The sequence below is a fragment of the Ruegeria sp. CDSA089 genome (genome assembly GCF_059612205.1).
This window is the reverse complement of sequence record NZ_JBXWQD010000002.1, coordinates 53,675-70,319: the sequence shown is the minus strand read 5'-3', so window position 1 is coordinate 70,319 and position 16,645 is coordinate 53,675. Positions and strand designations below refer to the sequence as shown.

19 protein-coding genes are annotated in these 16,645 nt (G+C 58.4%); 10 read left to right on the top strand and 9 right to left on the bottom strand.

Annotated features, from left to right (window positions below; translation table 11 throughout):
- Positions 1–155 precede the first annotated feature (155 nt).
- From groL to AC2FJ6_RS05920, 3 genes are all read right to left on the bottom strand, one after another.
- Positions 156–1,796 (bottom strand): chaperonin GroEL, encoded by a 1,641-nt coding sequence (gene groL, locus AC2FJ6_RS05930; protein ID WP_170440794.1) that lies wholly within the window; start codon positions 1,794–1,796, stop codon positions 156–158.
- Positions 1,797–1,851: 55 nt separating this feature from the next.
- A complete protein-coding gene (groES, locus tag AC2FJ6_RS05925; protein WP_170352338.1) occupies positions 1,852–2,139 on the bottom strand; it encodes a co-chaperone GroES in 288 nt (95 codons plus the stop codon).
- Positions 2,140–2,291: 152 nt separating this feature from the next.
- Complete coding sequence (locus tag AC2FJ6_RS05920; RefSeq protein WP_170769024.1) at positions 2,292–2,966, bottom strand: DUF2161 domain-containing phosphodiesterase; 675 nt, start codon at positions 2,964–2,966, stop codon at positions 2,292–2,294.
- Positions 2,967–3,105: 139 nt separating this feature from the next.
- On the opposite strand from AC2FJ6_RS05920, the gene AC2FJ6_RS05915 reads away from it, so the two are divergent.
- The 8 genes from AC2FJ6_RS05915 to AC2FJ6_RS05880 all read left to right on the top strand — a co-directional run bounded on the left by AC2FJ6_RS05915 (position 3,106) and on the right by AC2FJ6_RS05880 (position 10,323).
- Positions 3,106–4,086, top strand: a complete 981-nt coding sequence (locus AC2FJ6_RS05915; RefSeq protein WP_496668650.1) for a TraB/GumN family protein — start codon at positions 3,106–3,108, stop codon at positions 4,084–4,086.
- 99 nt (positions 4,087–4,185) lie between these two features.
- Positions 4,186–5,106 carry a manganese-dependent inorganic pyrophosphatase gene (locus AC2FJ6_RS05910; protein WP_170788168.1) on the top strand — a complete coding sequence of 307 codons (921 nt, stop codon included), beginning with the start codon at positions 4,186–4,188 and terminating at the stop codon, positions 5,104–5,106.
- 130 nt (positions 5,107–5,236) lie between these two features.
- Positions 5,237–6,313: a DUF389 domain-containing protein gene (locus AC2FJ6_RS05905; protein WP_480496759.1), complete on the top strand. Its 1,077-nt coding sequence runs from the start codon at positions 5,237–5,239 to the stop codon at positions 6,311–6,313.
- 106 nt (positions 6,314–6,419) lie between these two features.
- The gene (locus AC2FJ6_RS05900; RefSeq protein WP_486533165.1) at positions 6,420–7,295 is read left to right on the top strand and encodes a TIGR01459 family HAD-type hydrolase; all 876 of its coding nucleotides are present in this window, start codon (positions 6,420–6,422) and stop codon (positions 7,293–7,295) included.
- Between the two features lie 100 nt (positions 7,296–7,395).
- On the top strand, positions 7,396–7,839 hold the full coding sequence (locus tag AC2FJ6_RS05895) for a MaoC family dehydratase (protein ID WP_170769006.1): 444 nt from the start codon (positions 7,396–7,398) through the stop codon (positions 7,837–7,839).
- A 47-nt stretch (positions 7,840–7,886) separates the two neighbouring features.
- Complete coding sequence (locus AC2FJ6_RS05890; protein ID WP_170769005.1) at positions 7,887–8,819, top strand: bifunctional riboflavin kinase/FAD synthetase; 933 nt, start codon at positions 7,887–7,889, stop codon at positions 8,817–8,819.
- Complete coding sequence (locus AC2FJ6_RS05885; protein ID WP_170769004.1) at positions 8,816–9,289, top strand: YcgN family cysteine cluster protein; 474 nt, start codon at positions 8,816–8,818, stop codon at positions 9,287–9,289. Before AC2FJ6_RS05890 ends, AC2FJ6_RS05885 begins: the two co-directional genes overlap by 4 nt.
- Complete coding sequence (locus tag AC2FJ6_RS05880) at positions 9,289–10,323, top strand: threonine aldolase family protein (RefSeq protein ID WP_170769003.1); 1,035 nt, start codon at positions 9,289–9,291, stop codon at positions 10,321–10,323. Before AC2FJ6_RS05885 ends, AC2FJ6_RS05880 begins: the two co-directional genes overlap by 1 nt.
- A gap of 40 nt (positions 10,324–10,363) precedes the next feature.
- On the opposite strand, the gene AC2FJ6_RS05875 is transcribed toward AC2FJ6_RS05880, so the two are convergent.
- Entirely contained in the window at positions 10,364–11,176 is an 813-nt protein-coding gene (locus tag AC2FJ6_RS05875) for an alpha/beta fold hydrolase (protein ID WP_331252062.1), read from the bottom strand.
- Positions 11,177–11,184: 8 nt separating this feature from the next.
- A complete protein-coding gene (locus tag AC2FJ6_RS05870) occupies positions 11,185–11,787 on the bottom strand; it encodes a 2-hydroxychromene-2-carboxylate isomerase (RefSeq protein WP_170769001.1) in 603 nt (200 codons plus the stop codon).
- A 108-nt stretch (positions 11,788–11,895) separates the two neighbouring features.
- On the opposite strand from AC2FJ6_RS05870, the gene AC2FJ6_RS05865 reads away from it, so the two are divergent.
- Together AC2FJ6_RS05865 and rpiB are read left to right on the top strand one after the other, a co-directional pair.
- Positions 11,896–12,915: a ribose-phosphate pyrophosphokinase gene (locus AC2FJ6_RS05865; RefSeq protein WP_170753405.1), complete on the top strand. Its 1,020-nt coding sequence runs from the start codon at positions 11,896–11,898 to the stop codon at positions 12,913–12,915.
- A gap of 60 nt (positions 12,916–12,975) precedes the next feature.
- The gene (rpiB, locus tag AC2FJ6_RS05860; RefSeq protein ID WP_170769000.1) at positions 12,976–13,416 is read left to right on the top strand and encodes a ribose 5-phosphate isomerase B; all 441 of its coding nucleotides are present in this window, start codon (positions 12,976–12,978) and stop codon (positions 13,414–13,416) included.
- A gap of 12 nt (positions 13,417–13,428) precedes the next feature.
- Here rpiB and AC2FJ6_RS05855 read toward each other — a convergent pair whose 3' ends face one another.
- From AC2FJ6_RS05855 to AC2FJ6_RS05840, 4 genes are all read right to left on the bottom strand, one after another.
- The gene (locus AC2FJ6_RS05855; RefSeq protein WP_170768999.1) at positions 13,429–13,779 is read right to left on the bottom strand and encodes an H-type lectin domain-containing protein; all 351 of its coding nucleotides are present in this window, start codon (positions 13,777–13,779) and stop codon (positions 13,429–13,431) included.
- A 117-nt stretch (positions 13,780–13,896) separates the two neighbouring features.
- Positions 13,897–14,307, bottom strand: coding sequence for a F0F1 ATP synthase subunit epsilon (locus tag AC2FJ6_RS05850; protein ID WP_170768998.1), 411 nt, complete (start codon positions 14,305–14,307; stop codon positions 13,897–13,899).
- Between the two features lie 12 nt (positions 14,308–14,319).
- Positions 14,320–15,744 carry a F0F1 ATP synthase subunit beta gene (gene atpD / locus AC2FJ6_RS05845; RefSeq protein WP_170768997.1) on the bottom strand — a complete coding sequence of 475 codons (1,425 nt, stop codon included), beginning with the start codon at positions 15,742–15,744 and terminating at the stop codon, positions 14,320–14,322.
- Positions 15,745–15,764: 20 nt separating this feature from the next.
- Positions 15,765–16,643, bottom strand: coding sequence for a F0F1 ATP synthase subunit gamma (locus tag AC2FJ6_RS05840; protein ID WP_170768996.1), 879 nt, complete (start codon positions 16,641–16,643; stop codon positions 15,765–15,767).
- Positions 16,644–16,645: the final 2 nt, after the last annotated feature.

The following is a 16,645-nucleotide window of genomic DNA, read 5'->3' as shown; positions in this document are numbered from 1 at the left end:
AGGCATGTCCGCGCAGCGGGCATTCCTAACGAAACGGGGCCGCCCGAAGGCGACCCCATCGTGATATTGCGGCTTCCCTTTCGACAGCTTGGTCAATAGTGGCCAAGCACCTATCGGGGGGATCGTCAGAATTCGCCTGAGCGAATTCGATGTGCTTACATCATGCCGCCCATGCCGCCCATGTCGGGCATGCCACCAGCAGCGGGTGCGTCTTTCTGGGGCTTGTCGGCAACCATTGCTTCGGTAGTGACCAGCAGGCCAGCAACCGATGCTGCATCTTCCAGTGCAGTACGGACAACTTTGGCCGGGTCAATCACGCCGAACGAGAACATGTCGCCATATTCTTCGGTCTGCGCGTTGAAGCCGAACGCTGCGTCGCCGCTTTCGCGGACTTTGCCAGCAACAACTGCACCGTCAACGCCTGCGTTTTCAGCGATCTGGCGCAGCGGCGCTTCGATTGCCTTACGAACGATGTTGATGCCTGCGTTCTGGTCAGCGTTTGCACCTTCCAGAGCTTCCAGTGCTTTACCGGCCTGAACCAGAGCAACACCGCCGCCCACGACAACGCCTTCCTGCACAGCAGCGCGGGTCGCGTTCAGAGCATCGTCCACACGGTCCTTACGCTCTTTCACTTCAACTTCGGTCATGCCGCCGACGCGGATAACAGCAACACCGCCTGCCAGTTTGGCAACGCGCTCTTGCAGCTTCTCACGGTCGTAGTCCGATGAAGTTTCTTCGATCTGAGTGCGGATCTGAGCAACACGTGCTTCGATCTCGGCTTTTTCGCCTGCACCGTCGACGATGGTGGTTTCGTCTTTGGTGATTTCGATCTTCTTGGCGGTGCCCAGCATGTCCATGGTGACGGACTCGAGCTTCATGCCCAGATCTTCGCTGATGACCTGACCGCCGGTCAGGATCGCGATGTCTTGCAGCATGGCTTTGCGGCGATCGCCGAAGCCCGGTGCTTTGACAGCAGCAATTTTCAGGCCGCCGCGCAGTTTGTTGACAACCAGAGTTGCCAGCGCTTCGCCTTCAACATCTTCTGCGATGATCAGCAGCGGCTTCTGCGACTGGATCACCTGCTCCAGCAGCGGAACCATCGGCTGCAGCGAGGACAGTTTCTTTTCGTGCAGCAGGATCATGCAGTCATCGAGCTCTGCAATCATCTTGTCTGCGTTGGTGACGAAGTAAGGCGACAGGTAGCCGCGGTCGAACTGCATACCTTCGACAACATCGGTCTCGGTTTCCAGACCTTTGTTTTCTTCGACGGTGATAACGCCTTCGTTGCCAACTTTCTGCATCGCGTCTGCGATCTGCTGGCCGATTTCGGCTTCGCCGTTGGCCGAGATGGTGCCAACCTGAGCAACTTCTGCCGAGTCTTTGACTTCACGCGAGGCCGACTTGATGCCTTCGACAACCTTGGCAGTTGCCAGGTCGATGCCGCGCTTCAAGTCCATCGGGTTCAGGCCAGCAGCAACCTGCTTCAGACCTTCGCGAACGATTGCTTGAGCCAGAACAGTTGCAGTGGTGGTGCCGTCACCGGCTTCGTCATTGGTGCGGCTGGCGACTTCTTTCACCATCTGCGCGCCCATGTTTTCGAACTTGTCTTCCAGTTCGATTTCCTTGGCAACCGAAACACCGTCTTTGGTGATGCGCGGTGCACCGAAGGATTTGTCCAGAACCACGTTGCGGCCTTTGGGGCCCAGGGTCACTTTAACAGCATCGGCCAGGATGTTTACGCCTGCCAGCATGCGGTTACGGGCATCGGTGTCGAACTTGACGTCCTTTGCAGCCATGTCGTTTCTCCTTGAGAAATAAGTTGTAAATGAAGATCAGAGTGAAGCGCGCGGCTTACTCGATGATCCCCATGATGTCGCTTTCTTTCATCATCAGCAGCTCTTCGCCGTCGACCTGAACCTCGGTGCCCGACCATTTGCCGAACAGGATCTTGTCGCCAGCTTTCACAGCCATTGCGATCAGCTCGCCGCTGTCCTTGCGTGCGCCTTCGCCGGTTGCGACGACTTCGCCTTCGCTGGGCTTTTCTTTTGCGCTGTCAGGAATGATCAGGCCGCCTGCGGTTTTTTCTTCGCTTTCGGTACGGCGAACCAGCACGCGGTCATGAAGCGGTTTCAATGCCATCTTTGCAGCTCCTTGGGCTCAAAGTTGTTAATCCTCCCCTCGCCGGATGGCGGGGCGTTAGCACTCATGCTTGTCGAGTGATAACGACGCATAGCTAGGGGGTGCAATTCCCCGTGTCAACAAGCTGTGAAGGATTTTTTGGACCTCTGCCCTTATTCGGGCTGTTCCCAGCTATAGGCCCAGTGTTTCAGGCCCTCTTGCCCTGCATCAGTCAGGGCATAAACGCCCTTTTCAATCTTGTCGAACCACCCATAGTGGTTCTCTCGCATAAGTCGGGTAGCTGCGGCCACACCGGTTGCCTTTGCAACCTCGGCCCCTTTGGTAGCGCCGCACTCTGCCAGATGCGCCGCACATTTCAGCGCATCTTGCCGATAGGCGGTGACAATCCCATGACGCGTGGCCCCGCCCGCATTGGGGTCGCCCTCCAACCGGTCAAACTCGCGCAACAGTCGCGCCTTTCGCGCCTTGTCCTTTCGCGGCGCATATGGACCCGGATCACACTGAACCTCAACCACACCATCCGAACGCACGGTGATCAGACCAAGCCCCAAACGGCGACACAAAGCCAGATTATCCTTTAGCGCCCGCCGGGCTGTGCGCCCTTTGGGTTTGAGCACCCCGATGTAAACCTGATCCGTGACTTTCAGCCGCGTGATCGCCTGATGAAACAAGGCCAGCGAGAACCGCAGCTTCAGCTCGACAATCACCGGATCTTCCTCAGCGCGCACGGCGACTATATCGGCAGCACCCACCTCACCCTTGACGGTGTAACCTTGACGCTCCAACAACCCTTTGATGGGGGGGTAAAGATCCTGCTCACGCTCCATACGGCCATGCTAGGGGATTTGCTGTGGAATGCCAGACACAGATCGGACCGGCGGCGCTTTGCACCGCTTGATCCCATGCCTTGCGCAATGCAAGGTCGCGGCACAAATAAAAAAGTCCGAGGTTTAAAGGGTAGCTCCAATGCGTTTTCTGTTCATCTTCATTTGTCTATTTCTACCGCTGAGCGCTTATGCGGCCTGCGAGGGGCGCGACCTGCGCCCAGATTTATCGGCTGAAATGCAGGATCAGATTCAACAGGCGCTTGTTAATTTCCCCTACCCCGAAGGCAATCACTGGATCGCCACCAAGGACGGTGCAACCCTGCATCTGATCGGCACCGTTCATACCAATGACGCCCGCATGGACGCGGTGGTCGAACGGCTAGAGCCAACGCTCAGCCAGGCGGATGCGTTTTATTTCGAAGTCACCAAGGCCGAGATGGACGCCTTTCAACAAGGTCTGGCCGAGGATCTGAGCCCGGTTCTGATCACCTCGGGTCCGACGCTGATTGACATGATCCCCGCCGAGCAGTGGGAGACCCTGTCACAAGGTCTAGCCGATCGCGGCATCCCAAGCTGGATGGGGGCCAAAATGCGCCCCTGGTTTCTCAGCATGACTTTGGGCGTGCCGCCCTGCATGGTGCACGAACCGAACGCCAGTTACGGGATGGATGCCCGTCTGACCGATTTGGCGGCCGAATACGACATCCCTCAGTTCTCGCTTGAGACAACGGCGGAATTGATGGCGATGTTCAACGAATTCCCGATGGAACAGCAGGTGCAATCCCTCGTCCGAATGGCCGACGCCTTCGAAAGCAGCGAAGACCAGCTGGCCACGATGCTGAACGCCTATCTCGAAGAGAAACACGGCGAAATCCTACAATTCGCGCGGTTGCAGGGGCTTGAGAACTCGGGCCTGACGGAAGAGATTTTCGACGAGGAATGGGACGGGTTCGAAGAACAGCTTCTGATCGGTCGCAACAATAACTGGATGGCGCATATTCTGGACATTCAGGACCAGACTGCCGTGATCGCGGTCGGCGCTGGACACCTTGGAGGAGAACATGGGCTTCTGAACCTGTTGGAACAGGCTGGCTACACTCTGGAGCGCGGGCCGTTCTAAGCCGGTTTTACCTATCGTCGCAGTGTAACCGAGACCGGGTGACAAGCGCGTCTGACCACCCTATAAGGCGCGCAAATTTACCATCCTCAGGACGCTGACATGACAACCCTCGTATTTGGACATAAATCCCCCGACACCGATTCCACCGGCTCCCCGATCCTGTGGTCGTGGTATCTGAACGAAGTCAAAGGTGAACAGGCTGAACCCGTACTGCTGGGTGAACCCAACACCGAGGCCGCCTTTATGCTGCAGCGCTGGGACCTGCCCAAGCCGCGTATTATCGCCGACGTGGACGCGGACGTGCCAGTTGTAATCGTTGACACCAACAACCCCGCCGAACTGCCCGCCAACGTCAACAGCGCAGACATCCGCGCCATCATCGACCACCACAAGCTGGTCGGCGGACTGGAAACCAAAGGCCCAATCGACATCACCGTGCGCCCACTGGCCTGCACCGCGACGATCATGGTTGACCTGATGGGCGACGACGCTGCCAAAATGCCTGACGCCGTCAAAGGCGCAGCGTTGACCTGCATCCTGTCGGACACGCTGGAATTCCGCTCGCCCACCACCACCGCCCATGACCGCGCAGTGGCTGAAAAACTGGCGGCTGAACTGGGTCTGGACGTTTCGGCCTATGCGGCTGACATGTTTGCCGCGAAGTCGGACGTATCCTCGTTCTCGGACGCAGAACTGATCCGCATGGATAGCAAGGAATACGAAGTCGACGGCACCAAATTCCGCGTTTCAGTTCTGGAAACCACCGCTCCGGGCGTCGTTCTGGACCGCAAAGACAGCCTGGCCGCGTCGATGGTGGATGTTGCCAAGGAAGACGGCGTTGATCAGGTATTGCTGTTTGTCGTCGACATCCTCAACGAAGAAGCCACCCTGCTTGTGCCCAATGACCTTGTGAAAGGCGTGGCCGAGAAGAGCTTTGGTGCGTCAGTAGACGGTGACGCCGTGGTTCTGCCCGGAATCATGAGCCGGAAAAAGCAGATCATCCCCAACCTCAAAGTGTGATCTTCGTTGCACCACAAACAAAAGGCGCCTGTATCGGGGCGCCTTTTTTCGTTAAGACACAAGATTTTGCATAGAGCGTATCCGTTGATAGTCTGGTGCGGATAGTCTTGCTTGGGTCTTGGTCGCAGGAATGAGTAAACGAAAATTCAGCACCACCAGGGATATCCTTCGGTTCGAAGGGCATGACCGAGCGGCCTACTGGCGCAGATTTGCGATGCTTTTGACATTGTCGGTGGTGATCGCGACCATGGGGATGCTTCGCGACTCAGGCGCCGTGGTGATTGCCGCCATGTTGGTCGCACCGTTGATGACACCGATACTGGGCATTGCTGCCTCGATGGTTATGGGGTGGCTGGGACGTGCGTTCAAGCTTGCCCTGATTGTAAGCGGGGCGGCAGTTATCTGCGTCTTTCTGGCCTGGTTTCTTGTCTATATCGCCGATGTTCCTCGCGGAATTCTGATCCCTGATCAGGTTCTGGCGCGCACCGATCCCGGGACTGAAGATCTGATCGTTGCCTTGGCAGCCGGCGTCGCCGGGGCGTATGTGCAGATAAATCGATCAGAAGTTAGCCTGCTGCCAGGTGCTGCGATCGGCGTGTCTTTGGTGCCCCCGTTATCCGCCTCGGGGGTATTGATGTATTTTGAAGAAGCGGCTGAAGCTTATGAGGCCGGCTTGCTGTTCGCAACAAACCTTGGGGCGATCATCCTATCGGCTTGCGCGGTTTACATCGTGTACGCTGCTCGTTCGGTGGTTTTCAGCAAGGGGCGTCGCAAGCTGAATTTTACTGCCAGCGTCGTTGTGACCTTGGCGTTCTTGACCTTCGTTGTCATTCAATTGGGCAAGTCGACATATAACCGCTATCTGGAAACCCGGACCGAAGCGCAATTGGCGCAGACAATTCGCGATTGGGCTGACCCAGTCTCGGTCGAGATTGTTCGCGTCGACGTCAACGCTCAACGCAAGCAAGCCGATATCTGGCTGATCGTTGACCTGCCAATTGAAGCCGCGTTCAAGGTGTCTTCAATCGCAGGCCTCCTGCCGGAAAGTCTGCGCGAGACCCCCCTAGTCGACGTACTGCGCAACGAGTTGGGGCCGGGTTATCTGGTTGTCGTTCGCTTTCAGAACAGGATCGGCGCCCAGGTCATTCTAGGCACTGAAAACGTTCAACAGGCACCAGACGTCGAGGAAATCAGTGAAGACAACTGAACGCATACGGCTATTCATTCAGAAAAGTTGCAGCTGGGATGGTCAAAAGACCGAAGCTTTGACATAGCTGGCACAACTTCGACTCCAGACCCTCGGGGGCAGCTCAATGACTCAGATTATTCACAAACTTGATGAAATCTCCGATCGCTACAAAGCGCTGTTTGTCGATCTCTGGGGCTGTGTACACAACGGCATAACCGCCTATCCCGAAGCCGTGGCAGCGCTTCAAGGTTATCGCGCCAAAGGGGGCATTGTTGTTCTGGTCACCAACTCGCCCAAGCCCCGCGCAGGGGTGGCTGAGCAACTGGAACAATTCAACGTTCCCAACGACGCCTATGATACGATCGCCACAAGCGGAGACTCGGCGCGCTCAGCTATGTTTCGAGGCGCTGTGGGCGAAAAAGTTTACTTCATGGGAGAATGGGCGCGCGATGCTGGCTTTTTCGAGCCGCTGAAGATTTTGCACCACCCAATTCAGATCGAGCGTGTGCCACTGGATCAGGCCGAAGGGATTGTCTGCTGTGGACCATTCGATCCGATGGCCGACCCTGACGTCAACCGCGCGGATTTCCTTTATGCCAAGCAGAAGGGCATGAAACTTCTCTGCGCCAATCCAGATATCGTGGTCGACCGGGGCGAGGTTCGGGAATGGTGCGCGGGCGCTCTGGCCAAGCTTTACACCGAGATGGGGGGCGAGAGCCTTTACTTCGGCAAGCCGCATCCGCCGATCTATGATCTGGCACGTCGGCGACTGCAGGAGTTGGGCCATGATATCCCTGACGGCGATATTCTGGTGATCGGCGACGGACCGCATACCGACATTCTGGGCGGTATGGGTGAGGGGATTGATTCTCTGTTCATCTCGGGCGGCTTGGCGGCGGCGGAAACTAAAACGTCGCACCATCCGCATCACGAATCCCTAACTGATTATATCGCAAGGGAAAACATCAACCCCACCTTCACAATCGGCCGCTTGCGCTAGTCAGAAAAGACTTGATTTTCTGCAGCTGCGAAGTAATAAAGTTACCCAACTTGGGTGACTTTGGTTTTTTTGTTGCCCATTGAAATCGAGTGAGGGTGACATGTTGGACAATCTTCCGCGCGGCACGATCTGTATTGAAGACATCGAAATGGGCATGACCCGCCACCTGCGCAAAGTGGTGACGAACGAAGATATCGAAATGTTCGCGCAGGTCTCAACCGACCGCAACCCGGTGCATCTTGATGACGATTATGCCCGCGACACGATCTTTGAGGGGCGCATTGCCCACGGTATGCTGACGGCGGGGCTGATCTCGGCTGTGATAGGGGAACAACTGCCGGGCCACGGCACAGTTTATATGGGGCAGTCGCTGAAATTCCTGGCCCCGGTCCGCCCCGGTGACATGGTCTATGCCGAGGTAAAGGTGATCGACATCGACTTTGCCAAGCGCCGGGTCAAGCTGGATTGCCACTGTGCGGTAGACGGCAAAAAGGTGTTGATGGGCGAGGCTATGGTGCTGGCGCCATCGCGCAAGTTCGACTGACGTCTCAGACCCTTGAACCTGCCTCGCAGTCCCGCTAGGCAGGCGCTATGCGCATTATCCGGGATTTCCAGTTTGTTGAGCCGCAGGACCGTGGTGCCAGTGTCGCCATCGGTAATTTTGACGGCGTGCATATCGGCCACCGCTCTGTGATCGAACTGGCCCGCAACGCCGCGCCAGACGCGCCACTGGGTGTGATGTCGTTCGAGCCACATCCGCGGGAGTATTTTGCACCCGACAGCCCCCCTTTTCGCCTGATGCGCGGCAATGCCCGTGCGCACCGTTTGCAGAAGCTGGGAGTTCAGAAGCTCTATGAATTACCCTTTAACGCGGCGCTGGCCGGGCTGACGCCCGAAGAATTCGCACGCAATGTGATCTGTGACGGGCTGGGGCTGTCGCATGTGGTGGTCGGGGCCGACTTCTGTTTCGGCAAAGGCCGCAGCGGCACCGCCGATGATCTGGTGCGGTTTGGGGCCCAGATGGGTTTCGGTGCCACCATCGCCCCCTTGATGGAGCGGTCGGAAAACGTCGTGTCTTCGACCGCGATCCGTACTGCGCTGTCGGAAGGTCGCCCCCGGGATGCCGCCGCGATGCTGGGCCACTGGCACCGGATCGAGGGCGAGGTGATTGGCGGCGAACAGCGCGGGCGCGAGTTGGGCTATCCCACCGCGAATATGTCGATCGAGGGACTGCACCCGCCGAAATTCGGCGTCTATGCGGTGCTGGTTGATGTGCTGGATGGCCCGCATCAAGGCAGCTATCACGGCGCGGCCTCGGTGGGCACGCGCCCCATGTTTAACGGCGAAGTCCCCAATATCGAGACGTTCCTGTTCGATTTCTCGGGTGATCTTTATGGCGCGACGCTCTCGGTTGGTCTGGTCGAATACCTGCGCCCCGAGATGACGTTTGACGGGTTGGACGGGCTGATCACCCAGATGGATGCCGATTGCGAAAAGGCCCGTGCGCTACTGGCGGCGCTATGACCACCGACCCGATTGACCGCAACGGCCTGTCCGCCCGCTTCTGGGAACGCAAACCGTTGACCAAGATGAACCAGCGCGAGTGGGAGGCGCTGTGCGACGGCTGCGGTAAGTGCTGTCTGAACAAGCTGGAAGACGAAGACACTGGCGAGGTTGCCCTGACCTGCGTCGCCTGCCGGCTGCTTGACGATGAGACCTGCCGTTGCACCCAATACGACATCCGCCACCAATTCGTGCCGGAATGCATCGTGATGACGCCCGAAAATATCGATGAACACGCCTATTGGCTGCCCCAGACCTGCGCCTATCGGCTGCTGTGGGAGGGCAAACCCCTTTACGACTGGCACCCTTTGATATCTGGTACGCCCGACAGCGTACACGTCGCCGGGGTTTCGGTTCAGGGGCGCACGGTGTCCGAGTTCGAAACCCCCATGGAAGAGTGGGAAGACTATATCATCGAGGAGCCCAACTGATGTATTTCGCCTCTGACAATTCCGGGCCGGTTCACCCGCAAGTGATGGCCGCGTTGAGCGCCGCGAATGAGGGCTATCAGATGGCCTACGGGGCCGACACGCTGATGAACGAGGTGCGCGACCGTATCCGTGGTATCTTTGAAGCGCCGGGGGCAGCTGTCTATCTGGTGGCGACCGGGACTGCGGCGAATTCTTTGGCTTTGTCGACGCTGGCGAACCCGTGGGATACCGTGTTCTGTTCGCCCGTGGCGCATATCCACGAGGACGAGTGCAACGCGCCGGAATTCTATAGCGGCGCCAAGCTGACACTGGTGCCCGGTGGCGACAAAATGACCCCGGATGCGCTGCGTGCGACGATTTTGGCTGAAGAGACACGCGGTGTGCATGGGCCGCAACGCGGACCGGTCTCGATCACGCAGGTGACCGAGAGAGGTTCGGTTTATTCGTTGGAAGAGTTGCAGGCGCTGTGCCGTGTGGCCAAGGATTACGGCCTGCCGGTGCATCTGGACGGCGCGCGGTTCACCAATGCGCTGGTCGCGCTGAACTGTTCCCCCGCCGAGATGACGTGGAAGTCGGGGGTTGATGGGGTCAGCTTTGGCGGCACAAAGAACGGGCTGATGGGGGTCGAGGCGGTGGTCTTTTTCGACGAGGCCAAAGCCTGGGAATTCGAGCTGCGCCGCAAGCGCGGCGCGCATCTGTTTTCGAAACACCGTTATTTGTCGGCGCAGATGGCTGCGTATCTGCAGGATGATCTTTGGTTGAGGATGGCGCGGCAGGCCAATGACAACTGCGCACGTCTGGCGGATGGGTTGCGGGCCAAGGGGGCCTCATTCTTGCATGAACCGCAGGCGAACATGATCTTCGCGGAATTCTCGCGCGCCCGGCACAAACAGCTTCACGAGGCCGGAGCGGTCTATCATCTGTGGGGCGCCGAATTGGAAGGGGTGGATGAGGACGAACGCATTGCCTGTCGGCTGGTGTGTGACTGGTCACTGCCGCCCGAAGAGATCGACCGGTTTTTGGGTTTGATCTGAAGCTGGTTGGGGGCTCTGCCCCCAAACCCCCGAGGTATTTTCAAACAGAAGAAGGAGGCAGCCTGTGCCAGAAATTGGTTATCTGGGCGGCGGTTTCCTTAGGGTGCGAGATTGGCAGCATGTGCCCTGCGTCTTCGATAGTGATGATGGACGCGTTGGGCAGGCGTTTTTGCAATCCATGTGAAATTGCAGGCATGACCGGATGAGAGTGTCCGCCGGTCATCAGCAAGGTTGGTCGTTTGACTTCGTTCAGAACACCTGGCGTCAGAAGCCCTTTTGTATCCTGGAACAGAGCTTGTTCCACATCTGGAACGACCCGGATCCCCCGGATCATCGCCGCGCGCGTTTTCTCGGGCATATCCGGCCAGCGCGGGCTTTCCTCGGTGCTCCACATCCGGTTGAACAGGCGGGCCGCCAGCGGCATATCCCCTGTTTCCAGCGCCTCTACATAAGGCTGTGCCGCCGCATCGTGCTGTGCCAGAAGATCGGGCGCATCCAACTTGGCGACAGCGAAGAATACGGGTTCGATTAGGACCACGCTGCGGATCAGTTCCGGGTGTTTAACCGCGAGGCGCAGGGCAATCATCGCGCCAAAGGAATGCCCGATCACATCCATCGGCTGGGTCAATTGTGCCGCAGACAGAGCGGTGGTCAGGTCATAAAAGTCGCTCTGCCCATCCCAATCAGGGCTTTTGCCGTGCGATAGCATGTCGGGCGCAACAAGCGTGGCCTGCGCGCCCAAAGAGGCCGCCAAACCGGCCCAAGCCCCCGAGTGTGCAATCGTGCAGTGCAGGGCGAGCACCTGTCGCGCGCCCTGCCCCAGTGATCGAACAAATATGGAAGGTAGAGTCACCCCGTCCTTCACCCTTTCATCTCGGAAAGGTGACGGTCGAGGTCCTCGATCCGGTCCTGACCCCAGAACCGCTGTCCGTCCTCGGTGACATAGAAGGGCGCGCCAAAGGCACCGCTGTCCACGGCCTGTTCCAGATTGGCGGCATAGGTTTCGGCACCGTCCAGCAACCCGCTATCCGCGAGGTTCGGGTCGAACCCGGCTGCCGACAGGCAATCGCGGATCACGTCATCCTGCGCGATGTCCTTTTCCTCGGCCCAGCAGGCGCGCAGGAAGGAATGGACCAGCTTGCCCACATCGCCTGAGCCATCCTTGGCCGCCGCGATCACGGCATAGGACGATGGCGCCATGTTCGTCGGCCAATGTGCTGGTTGAATGTTGAATTCCATCCCCAGATTTTTGGCCTGACGCTGCAATTCCTGTGCTCGGTATTCGGTGCGCGAAATATGCCGGTCCTTGGGTGGGGTGCCTCCGGTCCGGCCAAACAGGGCCATGATATCCAGTGGTTTGTAGTTAATTGTCGCGCCATGTTTCGCGGCCACCTCTTCCAACCGGGTTCCGGCCAGATAGGTGAAGGGCGAAATTGTCGCAAAATAGTAGTCTATGGTGGCCATGTTCACTTTCTCCGCTGCGTTATCTTTGCGAGACGGTAAGGCCATGCTAAGCGGTGTCAACATCACGAATCTGTCACATTAGCCTTTGCTGCCCGGGGACCTCAGCCGATGCCGACACTCAACGAACCCAAGCTGATCGCTGGGAACGCCAATCTTCCGCTTGCCCAGACCATTGCACGCCGCATGAGCCTGTATCGCGGCGTTGACCAGGGGTTGGTTGACGCACGGGTCGAACGTTTTAACGACGGCGAGATTTTCGTCGAAGTGTTCGAGAATGTACGCGGCGAGGATATGTTCATCGTCCAGCCGACTTCGAACCCGGCAAACGATAACCTGATGGAACTGCTGATCATCGCCGACGCGCTGCGCCGCTCATCCGCGCAGCGGATCACTGCTGTGATCCCTTATTTCGGCTATGCCCGTCAGGACCGTCGCACCAAGGCGCGCACGCCGATTTCCGCCAAGCTGGTTGCCAACATGCTGACCGGCGCCGGGATCGAGCGGGTTCTGACGATGGACCTGCACGCAGCCCAGATTCAGGGGTTCTTTGATATCCCGGTGGACAACCTTTATGCCTCACCGATCTTCGCGCTGGATGTGAAAAACCAGTTCAAGGACCAGATGGATGAGATCATGGTGGTCTCACCCGATGTGGGCGGTGTGGCCCGCGCGCGTGAATTGGCCAAGCGGATCGAAGCGCCGCTGTCGATCGTGGATAAGCGGCGCGAAAAGGCCGGCGAAGTGGCCGAGATGACTGTCATCGGCGACGTCAAAGACAAGATCTGCCTGATCGTGGACGACATGTGCGACACAGCGGGTACTCTCTGCAAGGCCGCGCAAGTGCTGCTGGATAACGGCGCGAAAGAGGTGCATTCCTATATCACCCACGGTGTCATGAGCGGCCCGGCGGTTGAGCGTGTGACAAACTCGGTGATGAAATCACTGGTTCTGACCGACACAATCCAACCCACCAAAGAAGTCGCCAAAGCCAAAAATATCCGCATTGTTCCGACAGCGCCCATCTTTACGCAGGCGATCCTGAACATTTGGAACGGCACCTCGGTCTCGTCGCTGTTCGAGGACAAGACCCTGACCCCGATCTACGAATCCATGTACCACATGGACTGATCTGAACGGGCGGCCTTGCAGCCGCCCTTTTTCGTGACCCCTCTAAGGCAGGAGCTTTCCGTGACAGCCCCCAAACGCATCGTTCTTTCCAGCGACCACGCCGCCATCGAGCTGCGCCAAGCGGTTGCCAAACATATCGCGGACCAAGGATGGGAGGTCATGGATATCGGCCCTCAAACACCTGAGAGCACGCATTATCCGATCCACGGCAAAGCCGCCGCTGACGCCGTTGCCTCGGGTGATTGCGCACTGGGTATCATCCTTTGCGGCACGGGACAGGGCATCATGATGGCGGCGAACAAGGTCCCCGGCATTCGCTGCGGTGTGTGTTCCGACGCGTTCTCAGCCCGGATGATCCGCCAGCATAACGACGCCAACATGCTGTCCATCGGTGCACGCGTCGTAGGTGAAGGTCAGGCGCTGGATATCGTGGATGCTTTCCTTGGAGCCGATTTCGAAGGCGGCCGTCACGCAACACGGGTGGACATGATCGAATCCTGAAACGTCGGATGGCTAGGAGATGTCCCAGTCATCCTCATGCGCCACCTCTCCGATCGCTGTCCAGGACATCCTGATCCGCGCGATGCGGGTGTCTGACCAAGTGCGGAAAACGGCGCTGAAGCCTTCGGCTGAGATATCCTCGGCCTTGACCTCGGCGCGCAGGGCGGTGGTTGTGTCCACATCCCATAGGGATATGCCAACCTGAACCACTGGCGTGGTCCTGAACGGCTGGCTGAACGTAACAGCCGCGCGCCGTTCTCGGGTTCCGTTGCCTGTCCACATGTCCCCGCCATTGGAAAATTCGGAAAACAGTACAGTCTCGCCTTGGTCGATACCAATCGGGTGGGTGCGAAATGTCTTCATCATTATCGTCTATAACCATTTACACTGAAAACTTAATCTGAGACTTCAAGCAAATCACGACAAAAAAACGGCCCCGCATTGCGAGGCCGTTTCGAATGATCCATTTGCAACAAGCCGTTACAGGCTCATATGCGTCCCAAGCGCTTCCATGTCGGCCAGCAGTTTGGCTGCATCGTCAACGATGGACTGATCGTCCCCGGCCTTTGCCGCCTCGTGCGAGGCGCGGGCTTCAGCGATCAGGTCATCCAGATGCGACCGGGTCACTTCGGCAACCGGTATGGCTTTTTCAGCCAGAACCGACAGGCCGTCGCCGTTGATCTGGGCAAACCCGCCAGTGACTAGGTATTCGCTGGCTCCGGCAGGTGCCTCAACCTTCAGCAGACCGGGGCGTAGCGTGGTGATGGTGGGGGCATGATCGGGCATTGCCGTCATGTCCCCGTCCGCGCCGGGTAGCTGGACCGCGGTGGCCTCAAGCGAAGCAAGGCTCCGCTCTGGGCTGACGAGGTCGAATTGCATCGTGTTTGCCATCAGGGATACTCCTTAGGCGGCTTCTGCGGCCATCTTTTCCGCTTTGGCGATCACTTCGTCGATGCCACCAACCATCAGGAAGGCCGCTTCGGGCAGGTGATCATATTCGCCAGCCACAACGGCTTTGAACGACGAGATGGTGACATCCAGAGGAACCTGAACGCCCGGCGAACCGGTGAAAACCTCGGCCACGTCGAACGGCTGCGACAGGAAGCGCTCGATCTTACGGGCACGAGCCACGGTCAGTTTGTCTTCTTCCGACAGTTCGTCCATGCCGAGGATGGCGATGATGTCCTGCAGCGACTTGTAGCGCTGAAGGATCTGCTGAACGTCGGTCGCAACGCCGTAGTGCTCTTCACCCACAATCGCAGGGTCCAGCAGACGCGACGACGAGTCGAGCGGGTCAACCGCCGGGTAGATACCCTTTTCCGAGATCGCACGGTTAAGAACGGTGGTTGCGTCCAAGTGAGCAAACGATGTTGCCGGCGCGGGGTCGGTCAAGTCGTCCGCGGGAACGTAGATGGCCTGCACCGAGGTGATCGAGCCCGACTTGGTCGAGGTGATGCGTTCTTGCAGGGCGCCCATGTCGGTGGCCAACGTCGGCTGGTAGCCCACCGCCGAAGGAATACGACCCAGCAGAGCCGAAACCTCGGAACCCGCCTGCGTAAAGCGGAAGATGTTGTCGACAAAGAACAGAACGTCGGTACCGGACTGGTCGCGGAACTGCTCGGCCAGGGTCAGACCGGTCAGAGCAACACGTGCACGCGCACCCGGAGGTTCGTTCATCTGACCGTAAACCAGGGCAACCTGCGATTCCGACAGGTTGTCGGGCTTAATCACGTTCGATTCGATCATCTCGTGGTACAGGTCGTTCCCTTCACGGGTCCGTTCACCAACACCCGCGAACACGGAAAAGCCCGAGTGCACTTTGGCGATGTTGTTGATCAGTTCCATGATCAGAACGGTTTTACCAACGCCCGCGCCACCGAAGAGGCCAATTTTACCGCCTTTGGCGTAAGGAGCCAGCAGGTCAACAACCTTGATGCCGGTCACCAGGATTTCCGACTCGGTCGACTGTTCCGCGAACTCAGGTGCGGGCTGGTGGATTGCGCGGGTTTCCGACGCAACAACGTCGCCTTTTTCGTCGATCGGCTCGCCGACCACGTTCAGGATGCGGCCCAGGGTGGCGTTGCCAACCGGAACCGAGATCGGTGCGCCGGTGTCGGTCACAACTTCGCCACGGACCAGACCTTCGGTCGCGTCCATCGCGATGGTACGGACGGTGTTTTCACCCAGGTGCTGAGCAACTTCCAACACCAGGCGTTTGCCGTTGTTGGTGGTTTCCAGCGCGTTCAGAATTTCAGGCAGTGCGTCATCGAACTGCACGTCGACGACGGCCCCGATGATCTGTGTGACTTTGCCTTTTGCATTCGCCATGTTTCGTCTCCGGTATGTCTCTACAGCGCTTCGGCGCCGGAAATAATTTCAATCAGCTCGTTGGTGATCACGGCCTGACGCGAGCGGTTGAACTGGATCGTCAGCTTGTCGATCATTTCGCCCGCGTTGCGTGTCGCGTTGTCCATTGCGGACATCCGTGCACCCTGTTCAGACGCTCCGTTTTCGAGCAGAGCCGAGAAGATCGCGGTGGCAACCCCCTTGGGCAGCAGGTCGGCCAGAATGGCCTCTTCGCTGGGCTCGTAGTCGAAGATGGCACCGCTGTCGTCACCTGCCGCGTCGTCCTCGAACGAGGCGGGGATGATTTGCTGTGCCGTCGGGATCTGGGTCACGACGTTGACGAACTTCGAGTAGAAGATCGTGGCAACATCGAACTCAGCCCCGTCAAAGCGGGACAGGATGTCCTTCGCGATGTCCTGCGCGTTGGCATAGCCAATGCGCTTGACCTCGCTCAGGTCGACATGTCCAACGAACAGATCGCCCAAATCGCGCTTGAGCGCGTCGCGGCCTTTCTTGCCAACGGTCAGAACCTTGACCGTCTTGCCTTTGCCGCGCAGCTCTTCCGCCTTTTGGCGGGCCAGCTTGGCGATGTTCGAGTTGAAGCCGCCACACAGGCCGCGTTCAGCTGTCATCACAACCAGCAGATGGACATCATCGCTGCCCGTACCACGGAGCAGCTTGGGGGCGCTGTCGCTGCCCCCGACCGAAGCCGCCAGCCCCGCCATAACGGCATTGAACCGCTCGGCATAGGGGCGTGAGGCTTCAGCAGATTCCTGGGCGCGGCGCAGTTTTGCAGCCGCGACCATCTGCATGGCCTTGGTGATCTTGCGGGTCGATTTGACCGACTCGATCCTGTTTTTAAGGTCCTTCAGACTAGGCATCG